The organism is Dermacoccus barathri (assembly GCF_015070805.1).
Taxonomy (GTDB): Bacteria; Actinomycetota; Actinomycetes; order Actinomycetales; family Dermatophilaceae; genus Dermacoccus; species Dermacoccus abyssi.
Genome location: NZ_JADCTK010000002.1, coordinates 189,933 through 213,097 on the forward strand (window position 1 = coordinate 189,933; position 23,165 = coordinate 213,097).

Here is a 23,165-nt window from a genome sequence, read left to right on the forward strand (position 1 = left end):
GGCTGGACGCGACCCGTCCCGCCGGTGTCCGGCGGGGGAGTCACGCGCCGGTGCGGGCGGTCAGCCGCCGATGACGCGCGGTGCACCGCGGTAAGCACGTGCGTGGTGCCAGGCCGCGGCGTGTGCATACGCTTTGTGCTTCGGGTTGCGCTCGCCGCCGTACTTGAGCGGGTCGGCCCAGTGGCCGGCCTTGACGAGACGCTCGACGAGGCTGCGGTCGCTGCCCTCGGGCAGCAGGCGCTGCAGAGCACGCGGCGGAAGCACGGTGTAGACGAGTTCGTTCTCGAGTGCAGGTGCCGCCATCGGTCGGCCCTCGACGAGATCGGTCACGAGCTGCTCGGCGATGTTCGCGCCCGATCCCGTGGCGTAGTAGCAGTTGCGTCCGTAGCGCGGGTTGACCTCGAAGAACTTGACCGAGCCGTCCCGTGGATCACGGATGGCGTCGAGGTTCGCGAAGCCGTAGTAGTCGGCCGTCTCGAGGATGCGGACGGAGGCGTCGACGACGTCGGGCATGTCCTGCACGACCTGGACGTCCGGGATTCCGAGGTACGCCGGACGCGGATCCTGCAGGAGCACCTTGGAGGTGCGCGCGAGCGTCACCTCACCGTTGCGTGCGCGGTAGATCGTGACGGAGAGGATGTCGTCACCGGGGATGCGGTCCTGCGCCAACATCTCGCCGCTGAAGCCGGCGGCGTGAAGCCGGTCGATGAGGTCCTCGAGGGCCGCGAAGTCGTCGATCTCGTAGAGCTTGCGCTTGCCCTGCATCGTCAGCTTGTTGTGCAGCGCGGAGTCAGCAGGCTTGACGATGATCGGGAACGGGAACGTCACCTCTGCTGCGCTGGGACGCCCCGCACCGAAGTCGAGCACAGCCGTGCCGGGGGTGAGGACGCCGGCCTCGGCGCAGACAGCGTTGAAGTGGTTCTTGTCCGAGATGCGCACGAGCATCTCCGGGGACTCGTGCGGGACGACGACGTTCGCGCCGAGCGAGTCGCGCTGGGCGGAGAGCATCTGCACGTAGCTGTCGTTGTTCGTCAACGGGATGACGGTGAGGTTCGGGTGCGCTGCGGCCACACGAACGAGCTCGTCCATGACGAGCTGATGGTTCGTCAGAGCCTCGTGACCGAGCACCCGCACCTCGTGGAAGAGGCTCGAGTCACCGACAGCCGGGGTGTGGAGCGGCACGATGGCGACACTCGTCAGGTCGTAACGCTCGTGGAAGGCCCGCGCCAGCGCGTACCCCGAGAGCGTGAAGTCGAGCACCACCGGCAGGACGGGCGGTGTGCCACCTTCACCCGGGGTGCGTCCGCGCGCCGGGGCGACCTTCGCCGCAGCCGTCGAAGTCACACGCTCTGCCATCGACATCGCCGAACGCAGACCACCCTTCACGAGGGAGGCGGGCGACGTCGACGAGGTCGAACCGGACGTGGGTGCAGGCGACATGCAGTCGTCCTCCTTGGCCGAATGGTGAGGGAAGCCGATTGACCGGCGCTTCTCGAGATCCGGTTCAGTTTACCCGCGGCGCTCCGCTTGGTATCGAGGACGCGCGGGCGTGCTGAGCTCCGGGCGACGGTTGACGCAGCCGTGCGAACGAGCCTCAGGCAGAGGGCAGGAGCGCATCGCGCAGGACATCGAGGCCGACACTTCCGACGTCGAGCGCGCGACGGTGGAAGGCCCTGAGGTCGAAGTCGGCTCCCTCGCGTTCGCGGGTCTTCTCGCGCAGGTCGAACCACAGGCGCTCGCCGACCTTGTACGACGGCGCCTGCCCCGGCCAACCGAGGTAACGGTCCAGTTCGAAGCGCAGGAAGCCCTCGGCCATGTCCGCGTGGGCACTGAGGAAACTCCATGCCTTGTCGTAGGTCCACTCGCCGCCGCCGACCTCGGCCGGCGCCTCGAAACCGCAGTGCACACCGATGTCGAGCACGACGCGGGCCGCGCGCAACGACTGCCCGTCGAGCATGCCGAGACGGTTGCCGTCGTCGTCGAGGTAGCCGAGCTCGGCCATGAGACGTTCGGCGTACAGCGCCCAGCCCTCGCCGTGCCCGGACGTCCAGGCGCCAAGGCGCCGCCAGCGGTTGAGCAGCCCCGAGCGGTACATCGTCTGCCCGATCTGCAGGTGATGGCCGGGTACGCCCTCGTGGTAGACCGTCGTCAGTTCGCGCCACGTGCCGAACTTCTCGACGTCTCGCGGTACGGCCCACCACATGCGGCCGGGGCGCGAGAAGTCCACACTCGGACCCGTGTAGTAGATGCCGCCCGAGTTCGTCGGTGCGATCATGCATTCGATGCGGCGCACCGGATCCGGCACGTCGAAGTGGGTGTCGGCGAGGGCGGTGACGGCCTCGTCGGCCTTCTGCTGCATCCACTCCTGCAGCGCGTCGGTACCGTGCAGCGTGTAGGCGGCACTCTCGTCGAGCGCCGCCATGGCGCCCTTGACGCCGGCCCCCGGGGCGACGCGCTCTGCGACCTCCTTCATCTCCGCCGTGATGCGCGCCAGTTCCTCCTGGCCCCAGCGGTAGGTCTCTTCGAGGTCGATGCGCGCACCGAGGAACTGCCGGCTGTGCAGCGCGTATCGCTCGGCGCCGACGGCGTCGGCCTCCCGAGCGTCAACAAGCACCTCCTCGCGCAGCTTCTCGGCCGTCTCCTCATAAGCCCGGGCGGCCTCGTCGATGGCGTGACGCAGCTCGTCGGCGAGTGCCTCGTCCTCGGTTCCGTCGACGGCCTGCTGTGTCAGCGCGTGGAAGTAGCCCTCGGGGCTGATGTGGTCAGCGCACTGCTCGATGCAGCGCTCCACCTGACGGCGCGCGGGGCGGTTGCCGGCGTCCGCTGCGACGCGCAGCGACTGCAGCCACCCGGTGAGGGCCTCCGGCACCGCGCGCATGCGCGTGGCGATGACGGCCCAGTCCTCGTCACTGTCGGTGGGCATGAGGTCGAACACGTCGCGAACGTTCTGCAGGGGCGAGGCGGTGACGTTGAGGTCGGCCAGGTCGTACCCGGCCTCGTGGATCTCCTCCGCGAGCTCGAGCCGCTCCGTCATGGCGGCAATCGTGACCTCGTCGACGTCGTCCTCGGCCGTGACCGTGCGCAGCGCGGACAGCGTCCTGCGACGCAGTTCGCTGATGCGCTCATAGCCCTCGGGGGAGAAGTCGTCGAGCATTTCGTCCTGGCCCGGAACGCCCAAGCTGGTGGCTTCGATGGGAGAGAGCTCCACCGCGGAGTCGAAGTACGAGTCGGCCAGTTCGTCGACACGGGTCATGACGCGAGGGGACGCGGAGGTGTTCATGCCACGACTGTAGGCGAGAGGTTCGACCTTGAGCCCGATCGCCTTCGGTAGTCTCGCGCCATGGCTGATGACGGGGTGCGTGAAACCTCAGCGGCGGGGCCGAACGTGCTCTCGGTGAACGTGGGGCGCCCGGAGGATTGGGATCCGAAGCAGCACCGGACGGGCATCCACAAACAGCCCGTCGGGTACCTCGAGGTGAGCGACCCCGGCCCGCGCGAGAGCGGCGGGCGCAGTGGTGTCGCGGGCGATTTCGTCGGCGACGAGAAGCATCACGGAGGCAGCGACAAGGCCGTCTATCTCGTCGCACGTGAGGAACTCGACCACTGGGAGCGCGAACTCGGCCGCTCCCTACCGAACGCCTCCTTCGGTGAGAACGTCACCACCTCGGGCATCGACCTCGACGGGGCCCTCGTGGGCACGCGCTGGCGCGTCGGCACCGCAGTGCTCGAGGCGAGCCTGCCGCGTATTCCGTGCCGCACGTTCGCCTGGGCCATGGACGTTCCGGGGTGGCTCAGGCGCTTCACCCAGCACGGGCGGGCGGGGACGTACGCGCGCGTCGTCGAACCCGGGCGCATCAGCGCCGGCGACGACATCGTCGAGGTGTACCGGCCTGCCCACGGCATCACGGTGGCCGACGTGTTCAGCGCCCGCACCACCGGTGGGCGAGACGTCCTTGCGCGGGTCGTCGAAGCCGGTGTTCTTCCGAGCGTCTATCAGCGTGACTACGAGGCCCGCCTGCGCAAGTGACGGACCGCTCGACGCTTGTCCGGGCCGACGCCAAGGGGGCTGCCACCGGTCTCGGTGACAGCCCCCTTGACTCTGCTGACGTGCGCTCAGCGCGGCAGCGTCGATTCGGCCCAACTGCGCGGACGGCCGTGACGCACGTGCGCCGGGCGGCCCCAGTAGGCGACCCCGCGGGGTGGTTCGACGGAGGCTGCTGCAGCCGCGGCGCGAGCGGTGAGCACAGCGACCACGGCGGCCAACTCCTCATCCGTCGGTGCACCCGAGACGACGCGGATCGTCGGCTCGGCAGCAAGGGTTGCGTCCGGGGTTTCGGAGGCAGGAGCGTCGTCGGTGCCCGGCCTGGGTTCGGTGTTCTCGGCACTCACAGCGGGATGTTCCCGTGCTTCTTGGGCGGCAGCTCCTCGCGCTTGTGGCGCAGGGCGCGGAGCGCCCTCGTCACCTGGACGCGCGTCTCGTGCGGCGGGATGACGGCATCGACGTACCCGCGGTCGGCCGAGATGTAGGGGTTGGCCAGGGTGTCCTCGTACTCGGTGATGAGCTCGGCGCGGCGTGCCTCGACGTCCTCGCTCGAACCCTTCTCCGCGACCTTCGCCAGCTCCTTGCGGTACAGGATGTTCGCCGCGCCCTGGGCGCCCATGACGGCGATCTGAGCCGTGGGCCACGCGAGGTTGATGTCGGCACCGAGGTGCTTGGACCCCATGACGTCGTACGCACCGCCGTACGCCTTGCGCGTGATGACGGTGACGAGCGGCACCGTCGCCTCCGCGTAGGCGTAGAGCAGCTTCGCGCCGCGACGGATGATGCCGCCCCACTCCTGGTCCGTGCCGGGCAGGAAGCCGGGCACGTCGACGAGCGTGACGATCGGGATGTTGAACGAGTCGCAGAAGCGGATGAAGCGCGCGGCCTTCTCGCTCGCGTTGATGTCGAGCGTGCCGGCGAGTTGGGCCGGCTGGTTCGCGACGATACCGACGCTGTGGCCCTCGACGCGGGCGAGGCCGCAGATGATGTTCGGCGCGAACAGCGGCTGCACCTCGAGGAAGTCGGGGCCGTCACCGGCGTCGTCGACGATGTGCGCGATGACGTCGTTCATGTCGTACGCGAGGTTGGCCGAGTCGGGCACGAGCGTGTCCATCGCGCGGTCGTCGTCGTTGATCTCGAGGTCGGCCTCGGCGTCGAACGTGGGCGCCGCGTCCATGTTGTTGCTCGGCAGGTAGGACAGCATCGACTTCACGTACTCGATGGCGTCGTCCTCGTCGGTGGCCATGTAGTGCGAGACACCCGAGCGCGAGTTGTGGGTGTGCGCGCCGCCGAGCTCCTCGAAGCCGACGTCCTCACCGGTGACCGTCTTGATGACGTCCGGGCCGGTGATGAACATGTGTGAGGTCTGGTCGACCATGACGGTGAAGTCGGTGATGGCGGGGGAGTACACCGCGCCGCCGGCGCACGGGCCCATGACGAGCGAGATCTGCGGGATGACGCCGCTGGCGTGGACGTTGCGCCGGAAGATCTCGGCGTACATGCCGAGCGCGACGACGCCCTCCTGGATGCGTGCGCCGCCGGAGTCGTTGATGCCGATGACGGGCGCACCCAGCTTCATCGCGAGGTCCATCACCTTGCAGATCTTCTCGCCGAAGACCTCGCCGAGGGAGCCGCCGAAGACTGTGAAGTCCTGGCTGAAGACGCAGACCGTACGGCCGTCGACGGTGCCGTACCCGGTGACGACGCCGTCACCGTAGGGGCGCGACTTGTCCTGACCGAACTGCGTCGAGCGGTGACGGGCGAGGGCGTCGAGTTCGACGAACGATCCCTCGTCGAGCAGCCGCTCCACGCGCTCACGCGCGGTGAGCTTTCCCTTGGCGTGCTGCTTCTCCACGGCGCGAGCCGAACCGGCGTGAACCGCCTCTTCCGTTCGGTTGGCCAGGTCCTGCAGACGACCGGCCGTGGTGTGCAGGTCCATCGAGGTGTCCGGGGGCACGTCTTCCAAGGTCATGGGCCACACCCTAACCTGGGGTCGTGACCTCGGAAGTGAACTTGTCAGTAGGCTTTTCACCCCGCCTGGCGCGGAATTTGAGTCGCGCGGGGTGGGCCGGCGAGTTGCTCGACGAGGTCGACTCGACGAACGCCCGAGCCATGGGGAAGCCCCAGCCCTGGGCCCTCGTCGCGGCCCATCTGCAGACCTCCGGCCGGGGCCGTCTGACCCGTTCGTGGCAGGCGCCGGCGGGTTCCGCCGTCACGATGTCGATGACGCTGCCGCTCCCGGCCGACGTCGCCACCTGGGGGTGGGCTCCGTTGTTCGTGGGTGACGCCGTTCGCGAGGCCCTCGTCGACCTCCTGGGGGACAAGGGCGTCGGGCGCGTCGGAACGAAGTGGCCCAACGACCTGCTCGTGCGCGACCCCGACGGCACCTGGCGCAAAGTCGGCGGCACCCTGTGTCAGATGACGCGTTCGGCGGACGGTACGCCGCTCGTCGTCGCGGGCGTCGGACTCAACGTCAGCCAGGAGCGTGAGGAATTGCCCGTCGAGACGGCCACGTCGCTGCGCTGTGCCGGGTACGACATCGGGCGCGAAGCCGTCATCGCGGCCGTGGCCGCCCACGTCATGGCGTCGGCTGTGACGTGGGGGAGGGCTTCCGGCCACGAAGTCGCCGCGCTGCGGAAGCGGATGCGGGATCACTGCCTCACCATCGGTGCCGACGTCGACATCCACACCCCCGACGGGGCGGTGCATCGCCGGTGCGCCACCGGCATCGACGACGAGGGCCAGCTTGAAGCCGTGCCGCTCGGCGAGCAGGCCGACTCGCCAAATAGGATGGCGTACTCGGTGGCCGACATCGTCCATGCGCGGCTGCACCGCAGCGACGATCTGAGAACGGGCCAGTGATGAGCGAGATCCCCCACCAGTTCACCGCCGATGACTCGACGTTCATCGACGGTATCGAGCGCATCCTCATGGGGAGCTCGCGTCGTTACCGACGTCGTGAACTCTCCGAACACGCGGGCGTCGACCCCGAGGAGACACGCCGCGTCTGGCGCGCGCTCGGCTTCGTCAACTCCCGCGAGGGTGACGTGGCCTTCAGCGACACCGACCTTCGCGCCTTGCGCGCCGCGATGTCCCTGACGGCGACGCATGACCTCGATGTCGACACGCTGCTCGGCCTGGCGCGGGCCCTCGGCCGCACGACCGATCGCCTCGCGATGTGGCAGACGCAGCTCGTCGCCGACATGATCTCCCAGCGTCAGGACGCCCCACCGGAGGGCAAGGAGCTGGCCAAGGCGACCGCGCGCACGATGGCCGACCTCGCCGACGACCTCGAACCGATCATGAACTACGTGTGGCGGCGCAACCTCTCGGTGGCGCTGTCGCGACTGCTGGCCGACGCGCAGCCCGAGAGTCACCTCGGCGTCGTGCGCACCGTCGGGTTCGCGGACCTCGTGTCCTTCACCCGCTTGGCGCGCAGCCTGAGCGAGAGCGACCTCGCGGCCCTCGTGACGCGGTTCGAGGCCATGGCCTCCGACATCGTGAGCGAGCACTCCGGCGCCGTCGTCAAGATGGTCGGCGACGAGGTGCTCTTCTCCCACCAGGATCCGGCAGGCGCGTCCCGCATCGCTCGGGCACTCAAGGAGGCCTCGGAAACCGACGACGTCATCCCACGCATGCGCGTCGGGCTGTCGACCGGGCGCGTGCTCGCGCGCCTCGGCGACATTTACGGCACGACGGTGAACCGAGCCGCCCGCCTGACCAACGCCGCGGAGGCCGGGCAGATTCTCATCGACGAAACGACGGCGGACGCGTTGCGTCACGACCCCCAGTCGACGCTTCGGGCGCACGAGGCACTCGACCTCGCAGGGATCGGAACGTCGCCGACGTGGGTACTCTTGTAGCATATAGGTGAACAGGCCGCTTGGTTGTTGAGAAATCAACCGGTTTCTTTCACCCCGCTGCGCCGGAAAGGTCCATATTCTCGGTCGACATGACCGATGTTCTCCTCGCGCGCGGCGGATTTGGCGACGATACGACGCTGTTACGGCTCCATCAGGCCGCCGACCTGTCGGTTCGGACGGTCGCCGGTTCGCTCGTCGACATCCGCTCCGACCACGTGGCGCCCACGCATCGCAGTGCTCCCGCGTGTGTGCTCTTCGCCGCAGGCCGTGCCGGTGAGCCCCTCGATGCCGACGTCCTCGAGGCTCTCTGCCGTCTCGCCGAGCGGCACCCGGAGACGGCCTTCGTCGCCGCCGTCGCGTTCGGTGACGCTACGGCGCAACGCTCCGGTGTCGTTGCACAACTCCTGCTCGCGGGAGCCGACGACGTCGTCCTGCTCGACGGTGACCCAGCCGAACTCGGGGCACGCGTTGCCGCGCGGGTACGCCGGGTCACGCGTGAGCGTGGCGAAGCGCTCACCGCCTCCGCGCGCCCGTGGGTCGACGTGCGGCGTCGGGAGGCCGTAGGAGGCCGCGGCCGCGTCGAGCTCACCGCCAAGGAGGCCATGGTCCTCGAGATGCTGACAGCGTCCGACGGCGTGGTCCTGCGCGACGACATCGGGGCGGCGCTGTGGACCGGGCACTGGAGCGGTACGCCGAAGGCCATCGACATGCACGTGGCCAACCTACGCCGCAAGTTGCCGCACGTGTGTGGTGAGGCCTGGCGCATCGAGACCGTTAGGGGCGCGGGCTTCGTCCTGGCGCCCGGCGATGCCGACGCCGACCACGGCGGTGGCGCGACGGTGTGGTCCGTGACGGGCTGAAGGCTGATTCCTGCGAGCCGCCACGTACCCTTGGGGCCGTGACGCGCTCCACGACCCAAGCCCCCACCGCGCCCGGCGGATTCCCCGTCGTCGGCATCATCGGAGCGGGCCAGTTGGCCCGCATGTGCACCGCTCCGGCGGTCGAGCTGGCCCTGACGCTCTCGATCTTCGCCGAGTCCGAGGACGCGGCCGCAGCCCTCGTCGTGCCGCACTCGCCGGTCGGCGACTACACCGACCCCGAGGCCGTGCGCGAGTGGGCCCGGGGCTGCGACGTCGTCACGTTCGATCACGAACACGTGCCGGCCGACGTCCTCTCGGCCCTCGAGGCGGACGGTGTGCCGATGCACCCCAAGCCCAGCGCCCTGCGCTTCGCCCAGGACAAGCTCGCGATGCGTGAGCGGCTCGAAGGTCTCGGCGTGCCGTGCCCGGCTTGGCGCGCGGTCGTCGACGTCGACGAGCTGGCAGCCTTCGGTGACGAGCACGGCTGGCCGGTCGTGCTCAAGACGCCGACGGGCGGCTACGACGGCAAGGGCGTTCGCGTCGTGAAAGCGGCCGAGGACGCCGCGGATTGGTTCGCCAAGGCCGAAGGCGCTCCGCTGCTCGTCGAGGAGGCCGTCGACTTCACCCGCGAACTGTCGGTCATGATCGGTCGCAGCTCCAGCGGCCAGGTGGCGGTTTGGCCCGTCGTCGAGACCGTGCAGACCGACGGCATCTGCACCGAGGTGCTGGCCCCCGCACCGAACCTCGACGACGCACTCGCCAGCCGCATCGCCGAAGCCGCGGTGACGATCGCCCGGGAGCTCGACGTCACCGGTGTCATGGCCGTCGAACTCTTCGAACGTGTCGCCGAGAACGGTTCGGGTCAGAGCGATTTCGTCGTCAACGAGCTGGCGATGCGTCCGCACAACTCGGGCCACTGGTCGATGGACGGTGCCGTCACCGGTCAGTTCGAACAGCACCTGCGCGCCGTACTCGACCTGCCGCTCGGCGACGTCACCGCGCGGGCTCCGTGGACCGTCATGGGCAACGTTCTCGGCGGTTCCTACGAGGAGCTGTACCCCACGTACAAGCACCTCATGGCGCGCGACCCCGCACTCAAGATCCACCTGTACGGCAAGGGCGTGCGCCCCGGCCGCAAGATCGGGCACGTCAACGTCAGCGGCACCGATCTCGTCGGTCTGCGCGGGCGCGCCCGTCACGCATGCGACTACCTCGAGGGAGTGGTGACGGAATGAGCAACGACATCGACACGAAGCAGCCCGTCGTCGGGCTCGTCATGGGCAGCAACTCGGACTGGCCGACGATGTCGGCCGCCGCCGACGTCCTCAACGAATTCGGCATCGCCTACGAGGCCGACGTCGTCTCGGCGCACCGCATGGCCCACGAGATGGTGGAGTACGGCGCGAACGCCGCGAAGCGCGGGCTCAAGGTCGTCATCGCGGGAGCCGGGGGAGCGGCGCACCTTCCGGGCATGCTGGCGTCGGTCACGACGCTGCCCGTCATCGGTGTTCCGGTGCCGCTGAAGTACCTCGACGGCATGGATTCACTGCTGTCCATCGTCCAGATGCCCGGCGGCGTGCCCGTGGCGACCGTGTCGATCGGCGGCGCCCGCAACGCCGGCCTGCTCGCCGTACGCATCCTCGCCTCCGGCGACGGGGAGGAAGCAACGCGCCTCGCGGAGGCGATGGAGCGTTTCCAGGTCAGCCTGCGCGACGAGGCCCACGCCAAGGGCGAGGCGCTGCGCGAGGACGTCGCCCGCCGTCAGGGCTGACGCTCAAAGGACGCCGGCAGCAGGGCAAGCGCCGCCCGGCTCGAGAATTCGCCTCGAGAACCCGAGTCCGCTCCCTTCGCCGCGGTAACTTCCGGCCGGGCCCACCTCGACGGCGTACCGACGCGTAGCATGCGGCTATGGCTGGTAACCCTGACTTCGACCTGTACACGATCTCCGAGGAGCACGAGGCTCTTCGTGAGGCGATCCGCCCGGTGTGCGAGAACAAGATCGCTCCGCACGCCGCCGACGTCGACGAGGAATCCCGTTTCCCGAGCGAGGCCCTCGACGCCCTCGTCGAGGCCGGTCTGGCCGCCCCGCACGTCCCCGAGGAGTACGGCGGCGCCGGCATCGACGCGCTCGGTACGTGCATCGTCATCGAGGAAGTGGCGCGCGTGTGCGCGAGCTCCTCGCTCATCCCCGCCGTGAACAAGCTCGGCTCACTGCCCGTCATCCTCGGCGGCGGCGAGGAGATCAAGAAGAAGTACCTGCCGAAGCTCGGCGCCGGCGAGGCGATGTTCTCCTACGGCCTGTCCGAGCGCGAGGCCGGCTCGGACACCGCGTCCATGCGTACCAAGGCCAAGAAGGACGGCGACAGCTACGTCCTCACGGGTCAGAAGTCGTGGATCACGAACGCCGGCGAGTCGGAGTTCTACACGGTTCTCGCCGTCACCGACCCCGACGGCGAGCGCGGCCGCAACATCTCGGCGTTCGTCGTCGAGAAGGGTGACGAGGGCTTCGACTTCGGCGAGAAGGAGCGCAAGCTCGGCATCAAGGGTTCGCCCACGCGTGAGCTCCACTTCGACAACTGCCGTATTCCCGCTGACCGCCTCATCGGCGCGGAGGGTGAGGGCCTCAAGATCGCCCTGCGCACGCTCGACCACACGCGCGTCACGATCGGGGCCCAGGCTGTCGGTATCGCCCAGGGCGCACTCGACTTCGCCGTCGGCTACGTCAAGGAGCGCAAGCAGTTCGGCAAGGCCATCGCCGACAACCAGGCGATCCAGTTCATGCTCGCCGACATGGCGATGAAGGTGGAGACGGCGCGTCAGATGGTCTACGTGGCCGCTGCCAAGTCCGAGCGCGAGGACAAGGACCTCACGTTCTTCGGGGCGGCAGCCAAGTGCTATGCCTCCGACATCGCGATGGAGGTCACGACCGACGCCGTCCAGTTGCTCGGCGGCGCCGGCTACGTGCGCGACTTCCCGGTCGAGCGCATGATGCGCGACGCCAAGATCACCCAGATCTACGAAGGCACCAACCAGATCCAGCGCCTCGTCATGGGGCGTCAGGTGCTCAAGGGCTACTGAGGTTCGAGGCACACGACGAAGGGCCCCGGCATCATGCCGGGGCCCTTCGTCGTGTCCAGGGGCCAGGCCGGGACGTCAGCTGTGGTGAGTGCGCTCGGGCAGCTCGTCGCCGACCGGTTGTGGATCAGTTGGCCGCCGGTTGTGGATCAGTTGGCCGCGGGCGTCTTGACGACGAACTTCGATGTGTCGCCGTTCTCGCGGATCGCCTTGAACAGCTCCTGGGACTTTTGCTGATCCCACTCGACAGCCTCGCCGACGGCGGTCGGCAGCGCGTTGTTGCTGATGGGCACGACCACCGAGTTACCGCCGTCACCGGAGAGCTTCTTGAGCGTCAGCATGACGCGGGCAGCCGTGATCATCCCCATGTCCTTGTCGACGGCGAGCCCCTGCGCACTGGACTCTCCGAGACCCTTGAGGCGCCACGGCACGAGGATGTTCGCGGGCGAGGAAACCTTGCCCATGAGGGCCCCGAGGAACTGACGCTGACGCTTCGCGCGCCCGATGTCGCCCTCGGGGTCGGAGTAACGGGCTCGGACGTAACCGAGCGCCGTCGCGCCGTCCATGTCCTGGCAGCCCTTCTTGAGGTTGATGTGTGCCTTCGGGTCGTCCATGTCGTTCTTGACGCAGATGTTGACGCCACCGACGGTGTCGACGACCGACGCGAAGCCGCCGAAGCCGATCTCCATGTAGTTGTCGATGTGGATGCCCGTGTTCTGCTCGATCGTCTTGACGAGCAGGGGCGCGTCACCGAAGGAGAACGCCGCGTTGATCTTGTTCTTGCCGTAGCCGGGGATGTCGACGTAGCTGTCCCGGGGGATCGACATGAGGGTCGGCTTGTCGCCGCCCATGTGCAACACCATGATCGAGTCCGTGCGCTTGCCCTCGGCGGTGCCGGTGCCGAGCTTCTTGCGCTGCTCCGGCGTCAGGCCCGTGCGGGCGTCGGAACCGACGAGCAGGATGTTCTTGCCCTTGCCCTCTTCCGCGAGATGCTGCGCGGGGACGGCGTCGAGCTTCTTCACCTTGCTCCAGGCCGAGTTGCCGGCCCAGACGAGAGCGCCGACCCAGAGGATGAGCAGGGCCAGGACACCGGCGAGAACCTTCTTCCCCCGACGACGCGGGCGCCGCGGGGGCTGCCCTGAGCCGTCACCGTCGAACCGGTCACCGGGGCGCGGGCCGCGGGGCGGATGCCCGCCGTTGCCGTCGTGGGCGTCGAAACCGTCACGCCCGGCGTCAGCGCCGTACCCACCCGCGGCGCCGGCGGACGCGTAGGCCGCGTCCGTGGAGCGGCCCCGGACGGGCCTCTCGGGCCGTCCCGAGGTGGGCATGACGCGTGTGCTGTCGTCACGCGGCGCAGCAGCCGCGGATCGCGCCCTGTCCTGCGGGCGCTGAGGACGCCCGCCTTGCGGCGCGCCCTGGCGCGGACGCGACGTCCGTCCGTCGCGCGGTGCGTCCGGAGGGACCTCACCTTGCGGACGACGCTCGCCCTGGCGGGAACCGTCCCCCATGCCTCGAACCGGAATGGCCTGCGCGCTGCCCTCGTCGGGGCGGCGGGGACGCTGGGGCAGGGCCCGGCGGTTTCCCTTGGAGCGGCGGGTGTCGATGACGAACGCGTCATCGTCCGCGGGCACTCCGGACGGCCCGGCGCCACGCTCCTCGGGACGCGGCGTGCCGGACGGGCGGCGGGGGTCATTCGGGTGAGGCACCCTCCGAGGGTAGGGGGTCGCTTCCGGGATTGGGCTGACATCGCATTCGCGCGGCGTGTTAGCACGAGCGTCATGGAAGGGGCGTCGGCGTGAGGCGCGTGAGGTGTCTTCTGCGCGCGGGTAGGCTGGGGCGACGTTCACGAGCCCACGACTTCAGGAGCGATCATCACCGTGACGAGCGAGCCCGTGACGAGCGCCCCGACGCCGCCGATCGACCCGAGCATGCGCCGCGGAATCTCGGTGTTCATGCCGATCCTCAACGAGGAGAAGCACCTCGAGGAAGCCGTCACCGCTATCCTGGCCCAACGCTACGACGGCCCCGTCGAGGTCGTGCTCGCCATCGGCCCCTGCACCGACCGCACCTGGGACGTGGCCCGTGCGCTCGCCGAAGGTGACGAACGCATCACTCTCGTCGAGAACCCGACCGGACGAACCCCCGACGGACTCAACGCTGCCCTGACCGCAACCCACCACGACGTCCTGGTCCGCGTGGACGGGCACGGCATCCTCTCGCCGGGGTACTTCGCCACCGTCGAGCGTCTTCTGCGCGAGACCGGCGCGGCCAACGTCGGCGGCATCATGGACGCCGAGGGCACGACGCCCTTCGAGGAGGCCGTCGAGTGCGCCATGAAGTCCAAGATCGGCGTCGGTGGAGTGAAGTTCAAGCAGGGCGGGGAGGCCGGCCCCGTCGAGAGCGTCTACCTCGGCAACTTCGCGCGGGAGTGGATCGAGAAGGTCGGCATGTACGACCCGCGCTACACCCGCGCCCAGGACTGGGAACTCAACTTTCGGATCCGCAAGGGCGGCGGAACGGTGTGGTTCACCCCCGACCTGCGCGTCACCTACCGCCCGCGCGCCACGCTCAAGGCGCTCGCCAAGCAGTACTTCGAATACGGCACCTGGCGGCGGGTCGTGGCTCGTCAACACAAGGGTTCGATCAACCTGCGCTATCTCGCCCCGCCGGTCGCCGTCGCGGGTGTCGTGGCGGGCAGCCTGATCGGTCTGAAGTGGCGGCCCGCGCTCGCTGCGCCGCTCGGTTACGCGGCCCTGGTCACAGCAGGCGGTGTCCGTGCGGCCTCGGGACGTTCGCCGCAGGTCATCGTCCGGATGCCTCTCGTCCTCGCCACGATGCACATGGCCTGGGGCACTGGGTTCATCACCTCGAACGTCGAGCTCGAACCGGCCGAACCAGGCGAAGCGCCGCGAGCCTGACGGAACTCCCAGGATGTGCTCGCTAGGCTGAGGTGCCGCGTAGCGCGCGGCGAGGTTCGCGGGCGAACGCAGGAGCACGAAGGAAACCATGAACTCACACAACCGTCTTGCGCGGATCTGGGCGCATCGAGCCACGCTCGACACGCTCGTCCGACGTGATCTTCGCGTGCGGTACGCGCGTTCCGTGCTCGGCTATCTGTGGACGCTCATCGATCCGCTGGCCATGGCGCTCGTCTACGCGTTCGTCTTCGGCTTCATCTACGGCGGCCACGGCAAGCCCGGTCTGTCCTCGTCGTCCGACCAGAAGTGGGCGAGCACCGACGGTGTTCCGATCGTGCTGTTCCTCGTCGCGGGTCTGCTCGCCTACAACTGGTTCAGCAACGTGATCAACGAGAGTTCGCGCGCGCTCTACGCCGAACGCCTCCTCGTGCGCTCGACCAACCTGCCCCGCGAGCTGTGGGTCATGCGCGTCGTCATCTCGAAGGGCATCGAGCATCTGCTCTCCCTGCCGATCCTGTTGGGCTTCCTGGTCTTCTACATGCTCCGGGGGGAGGTGAGCCTGAGTTGGGAACTCGTGTTCTGGATCCCTGCCCTCATCGTCCAGTTCATCCTGCTCACGGGTATCGGCCTCGTCATGGCGCCCGTGACCGCGCTCGTCGACGACTTCGCCCGCATTACGCGCATCGGCCTGCGCGTGCTGTTCTACGTCACCCCGATCGTCTACTCGCTGCACTTCCTCGAGGCGAAGCTGCCGGCGGAGTGGACCTGGGCCAAGTTCCTCATTCAGCTCAACCCGCTCACGGGCATCACCGACATGTACCGCGCCGGGTTCATCAGTCAGTACGGCCCGGACTGGCACGCCTGGATCTATGCCCTCATCGTCTCGCTGGCGTGGCTCGCATTCGGCTCCTGGGTGTTCCGCAAGCTCGAACCGGCGATCCTCAAGGAGATCTGACATGGCACTGGAGTGGAACACCCCCGAGGGCGAGCCGGTCATCCAGGTCCACGACCTCGGCATCGAGTTCCTCAAGGGTCGCAAGCGCAACCTGTCGTTGCGCGAACTCGTCTACCGCCGACAGACCACGTACGCGAAGGAGACCTTCTGGGCCCTGCGCAACGTCTCGTTCGACGTGGGCAGGGCCGAGGCGGTCGGTCTCGTCGGAGCGAACGGTGGCGGCAAGTCCACCCTGCTCAAGATGATCGCGGGAACGCTCCTGCCGGACGAGGGCTACGCGAAGGTCACCGAGGGTGTCGCCCCGATGATCGAGCTCACCGGCGGGTTCATCGGAGAACTTTCGGCACGCGAGAACATCTACCTCATGGCCGGCCTGCACGGCATGAAGAAGGAAACGGTCGACGAACGCTTCGACGAGATCGTGAAGTTCGCCGGTCCGCAGGTCACGCGGGGGCTCGACCTGCCCTTCCGACACTTCAGCTCCGGCATGCAGGTGAGGCTGGGCTTCTCCGTCATCACTCAGCTCGACGAGCCGATCATCCTCGTCGACGAGGTGCTCGCCGTCGGTGACCGAGCCTTCCGAGAACAGTGCTACACGCGGATGGAGGAGCTGCTCGCCGAGGGGCGGAGCATGTTCCTCGTGAGTCACTCCGAGGGCGACCTCAAGCGTTTCTGCACCCGAGGGCTCTATCTGTCCGGCGGCACGCTGGTCGACGACGGTCCGATGAAGGACGTGCTCGCGCACTACAACAAGGATCTCGACGCAGGCATCTCCTGAGGCCTGCGAGCCCCCAGAAGGCCGAACGCCGCCGCCCCCTCATGAAGACCAGGAAGGGGCGGCGGCGTTTGTTCGTCCTCAGTGGCGCTGGACGCCCTCCTGGGCCAGCAGGGTGTCGAGTTCGACCGGGTCAGCGTCGCCGCGGACGATGACGACGCTGCCACCACCCACCCAGCAGCGCAGCATCTGTGTGGGATCGGCGCCGGCGAGGAAACGCCGTTCGCCGGTTCCGTCGGGTGTCACGAGGTCACGGAAGGTGACCCTCTCGTCTCCGGCGACCCACGCGACGGTGCTTCCGGCAGGCTCGTCGAACGGGACGAACAGGTCGGCGTAGGTGCTCAGCTCGCGGGCCTCGTCGAGTGCCCCGGCCGGTACCTCCACGGCAGCGCCCCGTGCCAGCATCGCCAGGGTGACGACCACCTGGTCGCCACCGAAGTCCGGCGAGGGAACGCTCGTCACAAGGACATCGAGCCCGTCCTCGTCGGCGAAGGTTCCGGCGTCGCTGTCGGAGAACTCGACACAGGCACCCAATGACCAAGCCGCGAGACACCAGTACGCCGTGCGCCAGTGGGCGGCGGGGAGGTTGATGCCGACTCTCGTGTCGGCTTCCACGTCGAACTCCTCGGTGAGGAGGTTCGCCGCCTTGCTCACCCAGTTCGTCAGCACTTTCGCAGAGAGCTCGATTCGCTCGCCGCGGGTCGGCTCGTCGCTTCGGTCGTAGAACGTGAGACGCGGCGCCGTCGCGTCGCTGCGCGTCATGGCCTCGAGGACCTGCCAGGGTGTCGTCGTCACGACGTGAGCACCGAGGCGAGACGCTCGTCGACGAGGTCGACCTCGTCGGGCGTCAACGGCGCGTTGAGGCAGTAGGCGAGGTCGTCGATCATCTGCTGGTTGCTTCGGGTGCCGACGGCGATCGAGTCGACGAAGGGGTGGCCCAGGCTGTAGGCGACGCACAGATCCGCGACGTTCGCGCGTCCCAGCTCGTGGGCCAGGAGGACCAGCTGTCGGTTGAGCTCGGTGGGCTCGAAGACCGTGCCGCCCGCGAAGGTCGCGTGGGTGGTGACGACGACGTCGCGGTCCGTGAGGAGCTCGCGTGCGCCGCTCAGGGCGCGGTCGGCGACGCCGAGGGGGAATTGAACGTAACCGATGTCGGTCAGCTCCAGAGCACGGCGCAACTCGTCGAGGGATTCGACGTTGACGCCGATACGGCCCACCTCGCCGGACTCGCGGTAGTCGCGAAGGCGGTGCCAGCCCGTGCCGTCCGCGCTGTGCGCCTCGTCGACGTTCGCCATGAGCACCGCAGACGCCTTACGGCGGCCGAGCTCGGCGAACGAACGCTCGAGCTGGGCCTCGACCGTTGTCGCGGCCAGACGCGGGTCGTTCGTACGGATCTCGCGCAGCCGCGAGATGAAGTGCAGACGCTGCGTCAGCTGCGGTTCACCGCACTTGTGCAGAATCTCCTCCGCGTTGTGGTCGCCGCGTCCCACCTCCACGTGGTTGACGCCGCGGTTGACGGCGGTGGCCAGCATCGCGCGGATCTCCGTCGAGGAGGGTGCGAGGGGCCCGGCGAACGCCTGGCCGCCGAGGATCATGACGGACTGGTCGAGTTCGCTCCGGTCACGCCGCGGCACGCTGGGGCCCGCGGTGAACGCGCTGCCGCCGATCTCGTTGATGAGGTCGATCCAGGGCACGCTCACCGGATCGGTCTTGTCGGCGAAGAGGCGGCAGACGCGGTCGTAGTCCGACAGGACGTCGACGGTGCAGCGGAAGCGCTCGGGGTCTCCGGGGTTGTCCTCGGGGACGTAGTCGAGCGTGCTGACGTTCCGCCGAAGCCAGGGCGTGACGTGTTCGCGGTCGTAGGGCGTGTCGGTCTCGGCCGCTGCGCGACGCAGGTCGCGAACTCGGAAGACCTCACAGCCGAGGCCCTCCGGCATACGGGAGACGTCGTTGCGGCCGTATTCGAAGCCGCCGGCGTCCATCGCCTCGATGAGTTCGTCGATGAGGCTCGAGTCGCCGACCGGGTTGTCACCGGTGAGACGAACGACGCGGTCGTCGTCGTCGAGGTCGCGCGTCGCGGCGACGAAGCGTCCGAGCACGTCGTCGAGGGAGCCCCTCATGGCGGGGATGCCGACGCGGTGCAGGTGATCGAAGATGCGCGTGTCGTACTGCTCCTCGCTCGTCGCGACGATGACCTCGTGCCCGTCACGTGACGCGCGCCGGGCCACGAGCTCGATGAGCGGCATGCCACCGATCGTCATGAGGGCCTTGCCCGGCAGACGACTCGAGTTGAGCCGGGACTGGACGACGACACGGGTGCGGGTCACGGGGACCTCCGGGAGAAAGCAGGGACGAGAGCACGTGCGCTCTCACCCTAGCGACGAAGCGCCTCGATGGCGTCAGCGACGCGGCGGCGGCCGTCACCGTCGAGCAACTCCCGCCCCCGCTGCGCGCGGGCCTCGCGGGCACGGGGGTCGCCGAGAGCACTCGCCAGTCGGCGTGTCGCGTCCTCACGGCTCGTGCCCACCGCGTGCAGTTCGTCGAGGTGGCCCACGCCGAGCGCGAGGTCGGCTTCGATCACCATGTCGTAACCGAGCCGTTGGTTGTCGATGACACACACGACCGCCGTGGGCACCCCCAGACACAGGAGTTCCCACACGGACGAGCCGCTGGCGGTGACGACGAGATCGCTGCGCGCAGCACGGGCCGCCAGATCGGTGACGGGGCCCGTTGTCGTCAACGTGACGTCGACGGGCAGGTCGTCCCGCAACGGCGCGGCCCAGGCGTCGTCGGGCGTGACGACGGTGAGATCCATCCCGACTCCGGCGGCGGCAGCCGCCTGCAGGACGATCGGAGCGACGACCGGAGCGGCGCCCATGGGGTCGCTTCCGCCGAACACGGCGAGGACGCTGAGTCGCTCCCGTGCTCCGGGCCGTGCCCGCCCGGCGACCTCCTTGCGCAGGGCGAGGACGTCGTCGCGAAAGAGCGTGTAGGGCGCGCCGGCCAGGGCATGCCGCCCCGCCTCGACCTTCCTCGGAGTGGCCCCGGGATTCTGGTCGACGTACAGGTCGGCGTCCTGATCGGCGCCGAAGCGACCGTCGACCATGGCCGTGACGGGCAGCCCGTGCCGCCTGAGATGAGCGCCCCACGAAGGGCCGAAGTCGTACCCGTCGATGACGACGAAGGACGCGGCGAGCCGGTCGGCGAGATCCCCCAGGGCCGCCGGGTCGTCGGGCCGCGTGTGCAACGTCACTCCGGCGTCACGGTAGGAACGTTCGACCCAATCCAGGGCCAGTTCGCCCGCGAGGTGGACGGATCGGCCACGAGCGATGAACTCCTGCGCCAGTGCGAGCAACCGCATGGCGTGACCCACTCCGATGGACGCCGTGGCATCGGTGCGAAGGACGATGGCCGAGGTTGCCCGATCGGCGCCGGTGGGGGAGGGCTGCGTCGTCATGACGCCATGGTGGCACGAGCGCCACGGGAGGTGACCCGCCGCGACGTGTCGAGTCCCTGGGGCCTCGCGCGCTGGTGCTAGCCTTGCGGGGAATGTCAAGAATCGGGCAGAGTTTCGCCGACGTGCCGAACGTCAGCCGCCCGATGCACGAACAACGCAATGGGAGCCCCGAGTGAGCATTCTTGAAGGATCGTCCATCCTCGTTACCGGTGGTACCGGTTCTTTCGGTAAGGCCTTCATCTCGAAGCTCCTCGCCGAGCACAACCCGAAGCGCGTCGTCATCTACTCGCGTGACGAGCTGAAGCAGTGGGAGTGCCGCGCTCTCTTCAAGGACGACCCGCGTCTTCGCTGGTTCATCGGTGACATCCGTGACCTCGACCGTCTGCGTCGTGCCATGCACGGCATCGACTACGTCGTTCACGCGGCCGCTCTCAAGCAGGTCGACACGGCCGAGTACAACCCGTACGAATTCGTCAAGACGAACGTCATCGGCTCCCAGAACGTCATCGAGGCCTCGATCGACGCCGGCGTCCAGAAGGTCGTCGCCCTGTCGACGGACAAGGCCTCCAGCCCGATCAACCTCTACGGTGCGACGAAACTGACCGCCGACAAGCTGTTCATCCTCGGCAACCACTACGCCGCCGCCTACCCGACGCGCTTCGCCGTCGTGCGCTACGGCAACGTCATGGGCTCGCGCGGTTCGATCATCCCAAAGTTCAAGGCGATGCACGAGGCCGGCGAATCGCTGCCGATCACGGACCTGCGCTGCACCCGCTTCTTCATCACGCTGGACGACGCCTGCCAGATGGTGCTCGACACCTTCGAGCTGATGCAGGGCGGCGAACTGCTCGTGCCGCGTATTCCGTCGATGAAGGTCACCGACCTGGCCCAGGCCATCGCCCCCGGTGCCAAGATGCACGACGTGGGTCTGCGCCCCGGTGAGAAGCTCCACGAGGAGATGATCTCGCCGGAGGAAGGCCGCCGAGCGGTCATCGTTCACGACGGCAAGTACTTCGTCCTGCAGCCCGACTTCGCGACGTGGGGCTACGAGGCCCCTGCCGACGGCGTTCCGGTCGAGGACGGCTTCCACTACTCCTCGGGTGACAACGACCAGTGGTACACGATCGAGGAGCTCCAGCAGATCCTCTCGTCGGGTATCTGAGGCGCTCGATGGTTCTACCGTACGGCCGACAGTCCATCAGCGCCGACGACGTCAAGGTCGTCGAGGAGGTCCTCACCGGTGACTGGCTGACCACGGGTCCCTACGTCACGCGCTTCGAGGAGGAGATCGCGCAGCTCGCGGGCAGCCCGAATCAGGCCGTTTCGGTCACCTCGGGCACGGCGGCGTTGCACGTCGCCTACGCGGCCGCGCAGGTGGGCCCCGGCGACGAGGTCATCACGACGCCGCTGACCTTCCTCGCCACCGCGACGACGGCCTCGATTCTCGGCGCCAAGATCGTCTTCGCCGACATCTGCGAGGACACGGGAAACCTCGACCCCGACGCTGTGGCTGCGGAGATCACGGGCGCGACCAAGGTCGTCGCGGGAGTCGACTACGGCGGCCACCCCATCGACGCCGAGGGCCTTTCCGCCGTGGCGAAGAAGGCCGGTGCCTACCTCCTCGAGGACGCGGCGCACTCCGTCGGCGGTTCGCTCGACGGCACGCCGGTGGGTTCGCTCGCGGACATCACGACGTTCAGCTTCTTCCCGACGAAGAACCTCACCACGGGTGAGGGCGGTGCCGTCGTGGCCAAGGACGCCGACGTCGTGGAGCGCGCTCGCCGCTTCAAGGGCATCGGCATGGTCCGCGAGCCCGAGCAGCTGCGAAGCAAGGACGAGGGCGCCTGGTGGTACGAGATGCCCGAGCTGGGGCTGAACTACCGCCTCAACGACCTGCAGGCCGCGCTCGGTTCGAGCCAGCTCACGCGTCTGGGACAGTTCAAGACGCGCCGCCAGGAGATCACCGATCGGTACAACGAGGGCCTTGCGGGCATCGAGCAGCTCACGCTGCCCGGTCACCGGGCGGGCGCTGACCCGGTGTGGCACCTGTACCCGCTGCGCATCACCGACGGACGCCGCCGTGAGCTGTTCGAGCACCTGCGCGAGCAGGGTATCGGTGTGCAGGTGAACTACATCCCCGTCTACTGGCAGCCCTACTTCGCCGATCTGGGCTACCGGCGTGGCATGTGCCCCAAGGCGGAGGCCTACTACGAGCAGGAGATCAGCCTGCCGATGTTCCCCGACCTCACGGACGACGACGTCGATCGCGTCATCGAGCTCATTCGGGGCTTCGTCGGGGCCTGAGATGCACCACGCCAACCACTTCTACGGCCATGCCCACATCATGGCCGAGTACGCCGGGGTGCAGGGCGTGCCTCGCATCTGGGGCTTCCTGCAGCACGGCTGGAACATCCACGACGGTTTCGCGGTGGGTACGACGTTCGTCGCCGGCTACCCCAAGCTCGTGTGGTCGAACACCGTGGCGCGTCGTGGTTGGGCTCTGGGGCTGCACCCGTACGTCGTCGTGGGGGCACCTTGGGCGTACCTGCTCGAACAGCACGACCAGCGCGGGTGGGAGGCCACCGACCCCGAGCGCGAGGGAACGATCGTCTACCCCTTCCACGGCTGGGAGGGGCAGCAGATCGTCGGCTCGCACGAGGAGTACATGCGTGAGATCCGCGAGGTGGAGGGCGACGTTCCTATCACCGTGAGTCTCTACATCAACGAGTACCGCGACGCGCGGGTGCGCCGTATCTACGAGAGCCTCGGCGCACGCGTGATCACGCACGGTGAGCGCGGATACATGTGGAAGAACACCGACGTGAACTTCCTGCGCAAGCAGCTCGCGGAGATCCGCCGTCATCGCCGGGTCGTGAGCAATCGGGCTTCGAGCGCGTTGTTCTACGGCGCCTCCGCCGGTGCCCAGATCGGCATCTACGGTGACCCGATGGAGATCATGAACGACCACGCCATCCTCGGCGGGTCGCAGAAACCGCACCGTCTTCTGCCCGAGCTCTACCAGCCCTTCGTGCCTCTCGAGTTGGGGCGCCAGCTCGCCGCCGAGGAACTCGGTCAGGACGCGTTGCTCAACCCCGCCGAGGTCCGTGAGGCCTTCGGTTGGCAGCGTCAGCCGTTGCGCGACGACGGCGGCCTCGTCACACCGCTGCCCGAGTCGGCGGTCACCGTCGACTCCTGAATCCGGATAGCCCGGGCGAGATCC

At 68.4% G+C, this 23,165-nt stretch carries 21 protein-coding genes; 13 read left to right on the plus strand and 8 right to left on the minus strand.

Annotated features, from left to right (window positions below; translation table 11 throughout):
• Positions 1-60: 60 nt before the first annotated feature.
• On the minus strand, positions 61-1,440 hold the full coding sequence (locus IM689_RS03940) for a carboxylate--amine ligase (RefSeq protein WP_193643000.1): 1,380 nt from the start codon (positions 1,438-1,440) through the stop codon (positions 61-63).
• 154 nt (positions 1,441-1,594) lie between these two features.
• Entirely contained in the window at positions 1,595-3,280 is a 1,686-nt protein-coding gene (locus IM689_RS03945) for a DUF885 domain-containing protein (protein ID WP_193643001.1), read from the minus strand.
• A gap of 60 nt (positions 3,281-3,340) precedes the next feature.
• Between IM689_RS03945 and IM689_RS03950 the strand changes: the two genes are divergently transcribed.
• Positions 3,341-4,027: an MOSC domain-containing protein gene (locus tag IM689_RS03950; protein ID WP_193643002.1), complete on the plus strand. Its 687-nt coding sequence runs from the start codon at positions 3,341-3,343 to the stop codon at positions 4,025-4,027.
• Between the two features lie 86 nt (positions 4,028-4,113).
• On the opposite strand, the gene IM689_RS03955 is transcribed toward IM689_RS03950, so the two are convergent.
• Positions 4,114-4,389, minus strand: a complete 276-nt coding sequence (locus tag IM689_RS03955; RefSeq protein WP_319803796.1) for an acyl-CoA carboxylase epsilon subunit — start codon at positions 4,387-4,389, stop codon at positions 4,114-4,116.
• Positions 4,386-6,014, minus strand: a complete 1,629-nt coding sequence (locus IM689_RS03960; protein WP_227484457.1) for an acyl-CoA carboxylase subunit beta — start codon at positions 6,012-6,014, stop codon at positions 4,386-4,388. The genes IM689_RS03955 and IM689_RS03960 overlap by 4 nt, the downstream gene beginning before the upstream one ends.
• Positions 6,015-6,091: 77 nt before the next feature.
• On the opposite strand from IM689_RS03960, the gene IM689_RS03965 reads away from it, so the two are divergent.
• The 6 genes from IM689_RS03965 to IM689_RS03990 all read left to right on the plus strand — a co-directional run bounded on the left by IM689_RS03965 (position 6,092) and on the right by IM689_RS03990 (position 11,843).
• Positions 6,092-6,904: a biotin--[acetyl-CoA-carboxylase] ligase gene (locus IM689_RS03965; RefSeq protein WP_193643003.1), complete on the plus strand. Its 813-nt coding sequence runs from the start codon at positions 6,092-6,094 to the stop codon at positions 6,902-6,904.
• Complete coding sequence (locus tag IM689_RS03970) at positions 6,904-7,905, plus strand: adenylate/guanylate cyclase domain-containing protein (RefSeq protein WP_193643004.1); 1,002 nt, start codon at positions 6,904-6,906, stop codon at positions 7,903-7,905. The genes IM689_RS03965 and IM689_RS03970 overlap by 1 nt, the downstream gene beginning before the upstream one ends.
• 89 nt (positions 7,906-7,994) lie before the next feature.
• Positions 7,995-8,765: a winged helix-turn-helix domain-containing protein gene (locus IM689_RS03975; RefSeq protein ID WP_193643005.1), complete on the plus strand. Its 771-nt coding sequence runs from the start codon at positions 7,995-7,997 to the stop codon at positions 8,763-8,765.
• A gap of 38 nt (positions 8,766-8,803) precedes the next feature.
• Entirely contained in the window at positions 8,804-10,000 is a 1,197-nt protein-coding gene (locus IM689_RS03980) for a 5-(carboxyamino)imidazole ribonucleotide synthase (RefSeq protein ID WP_193643006.1), read from the plus strand.
• Positions 9,997-10,536: a 5-(carboxyamino)imidazole ribonucleotide mutase gene (purE, locus tag IM689_RS03985; protein ID WP_193643007.1), complete on the plus strand. Its 540-nt coding sequence runs from the start codon at positions 9,997-9,999 to the stop codon at positions 10,534-10,536. Before IM689_RS03980 ends, purE begins: the two co-directional genes overlap by 4 nt.
• Before the next feature lie 137 nt (positions 10,537-10,673).
• Positions 10,674-11,843, plus strand: coding sequence for an acyl-CoA dehydrogenase family protein (locus IM689_RS03990; RefSeq protein ID WP_193643008.1), 1,170 nt, complete (start codon positions 10,674-10,676; stop codon positions 11,841-11,843).
• Positions 11,844-11,989: 146 nt separating this feature from the next.
• On the opposite strand, the gene IM689_RS14985 is transcribed toward IM689_RS03990, so the two are convergent.
• Positions 11,990-13,546 carry an LCP family protein gene (locus IM689_RS14985; RefSeq protein ID WP_319803797.1) on the minus strand — a complete coding sequence of 519 codons (1,557 nt, stop codon included), beginning with the start codon at positions 13,544-13,546 and terminating at the stop codon, positions 11,990-11,992.
• 171 nt (positions 13,547-13,717) lie between these two features.
• Here IM689_RS14985 and IM689_RS04000 point away from each other — a divergent pair, with 171 nt between their 5' ends.
• From IM689_RS04000 to IM689_RS04010, 3 genes are all read left to right on the plus strand, one after another.
• Positions 13,718-14,758 carry a glycosyltransferase family 2 protein gene (locus IM689_RS04000; protein ID WP_319803798.1) on the plus strand — a complete coding sequence of 347 codons (1,041 nt, stop codon included), beginning with the start codon at positions 13,718-13,720 and terminating at the stop codon, positions 14,756-14,758.
• Between the two features lie 88 nt (positions 14,759-14,846).
• Positions 14,847-15,713, plus strand: a complete 867-nt coding sequence (locus IM689_RS04005) for an ABC transporter permease (protein WP_047311877.1) — start codon at positions 14,847-14,849, stop codon at positions 15,711-15,713.
• Position 15,714: 1 nt separating this feature from the next.
• Positions 15,715-16,491, plus strand: a complete 777-nt coding sequence (locus tag IM689_RS04010) for an ABC transporter ATP-binding protein (protein WP_047311878.1) — start codon at positions 15,715-15,717, stop codon at positions 16,489-16,491.
• 78 nt (positions 16,492-16,569) lie between these two features.
• Here the strand turns inward: IM689_RS04010 and IM689_RS04015 are convergent, their stop codons facing one another.
• Genes IM689_RS04015 through IM689_RS04025 form a run of 3 tightly spaced genes read right to left on the minus strand, consistent with a single transcriptional unit; the run spans position 16,570 to position 19,945 of the window.
• Complete coding sequence (locus IM689_RS04015) at positions 16,570-17,283, minus strand: TIGR03089 family protein (protein WP_193643009.1); 714 nt, start codon at positions 17,281-17,283, stop codon at positions 16,570-16,572.
• A complete protein-coding gene (locus IM689_RS14990; protein ID WP_129664536.1) occupies positions 17,280-18,815 on the minus strand; it encodes an aldo/keto reductase in 1,536 nt (511 codons plus the stop codon). Before IM689_RS14990 ends, IM689_RS04015 begins: the two co-directional genes overlap by 4 nt.
• Before the next feature lie 47 nt (positions 18,816-18,862).
• Positions 18,863-19,945 (minus strand): PseG/SpsG family protein, encoded by a 1,083-nt coding sequence (locus IM689_RS04025; RefSeq protein WP_193643010.1) that lies wholly within the window; start codon positions 19,943-19,945, stop codon positions 18,863-18,865.
• A gap of 172 nt (positions 19,946-20,117) precedes the next feature.
• On the opposite strand from IM689_RS04025, the gene pseB reads away from it, so the two are divergent.
• The 3 genes from pseB to IM689_RS04040 are packed head-to-tail and all read left to right on the plus strand — an operon-like array spanning position 20,118 to position 23,141.
• On the plus strand, positions 20,118-21,107 hold the full coding sequence (pseB, locus tag IM689_RS04030) for a UDP-N-acetylglucosamine 4,6-dehydratase (inverting) (RefSeq protein WP_047311880.1): 990 nt from the start codon (positions 20,118-20,120) through the stop codon (positions 21,105-21,107).
• An 8-nt stretch (positions 21,108-21,115) separates the two neighbouring features.
• Entirely contained in the window at positions 21,116-22,249 is a 1,134-nt protein-coding gene (locus IM689_RS04035; RefSeq protein ID WP_187034374.1) for a DegT/DnrJ/EryC1/StrS family aminotransferase, read from the plus strand.
• Between the two features lies 1 nt (position 22,250).
• Positions 22,251-23,141: a hypothetical protein gene (locus tag IM689_RS04040; RefSeq protein WP_047311882.1), complete on the plus strand. Its 891-nt coding sequence runs from the start codon at positions 22,251-22,253 to the stop codon at positions 23,139-23,141.
• Positions 23,142-23,165: the final 24 nt, after the last annotated feature.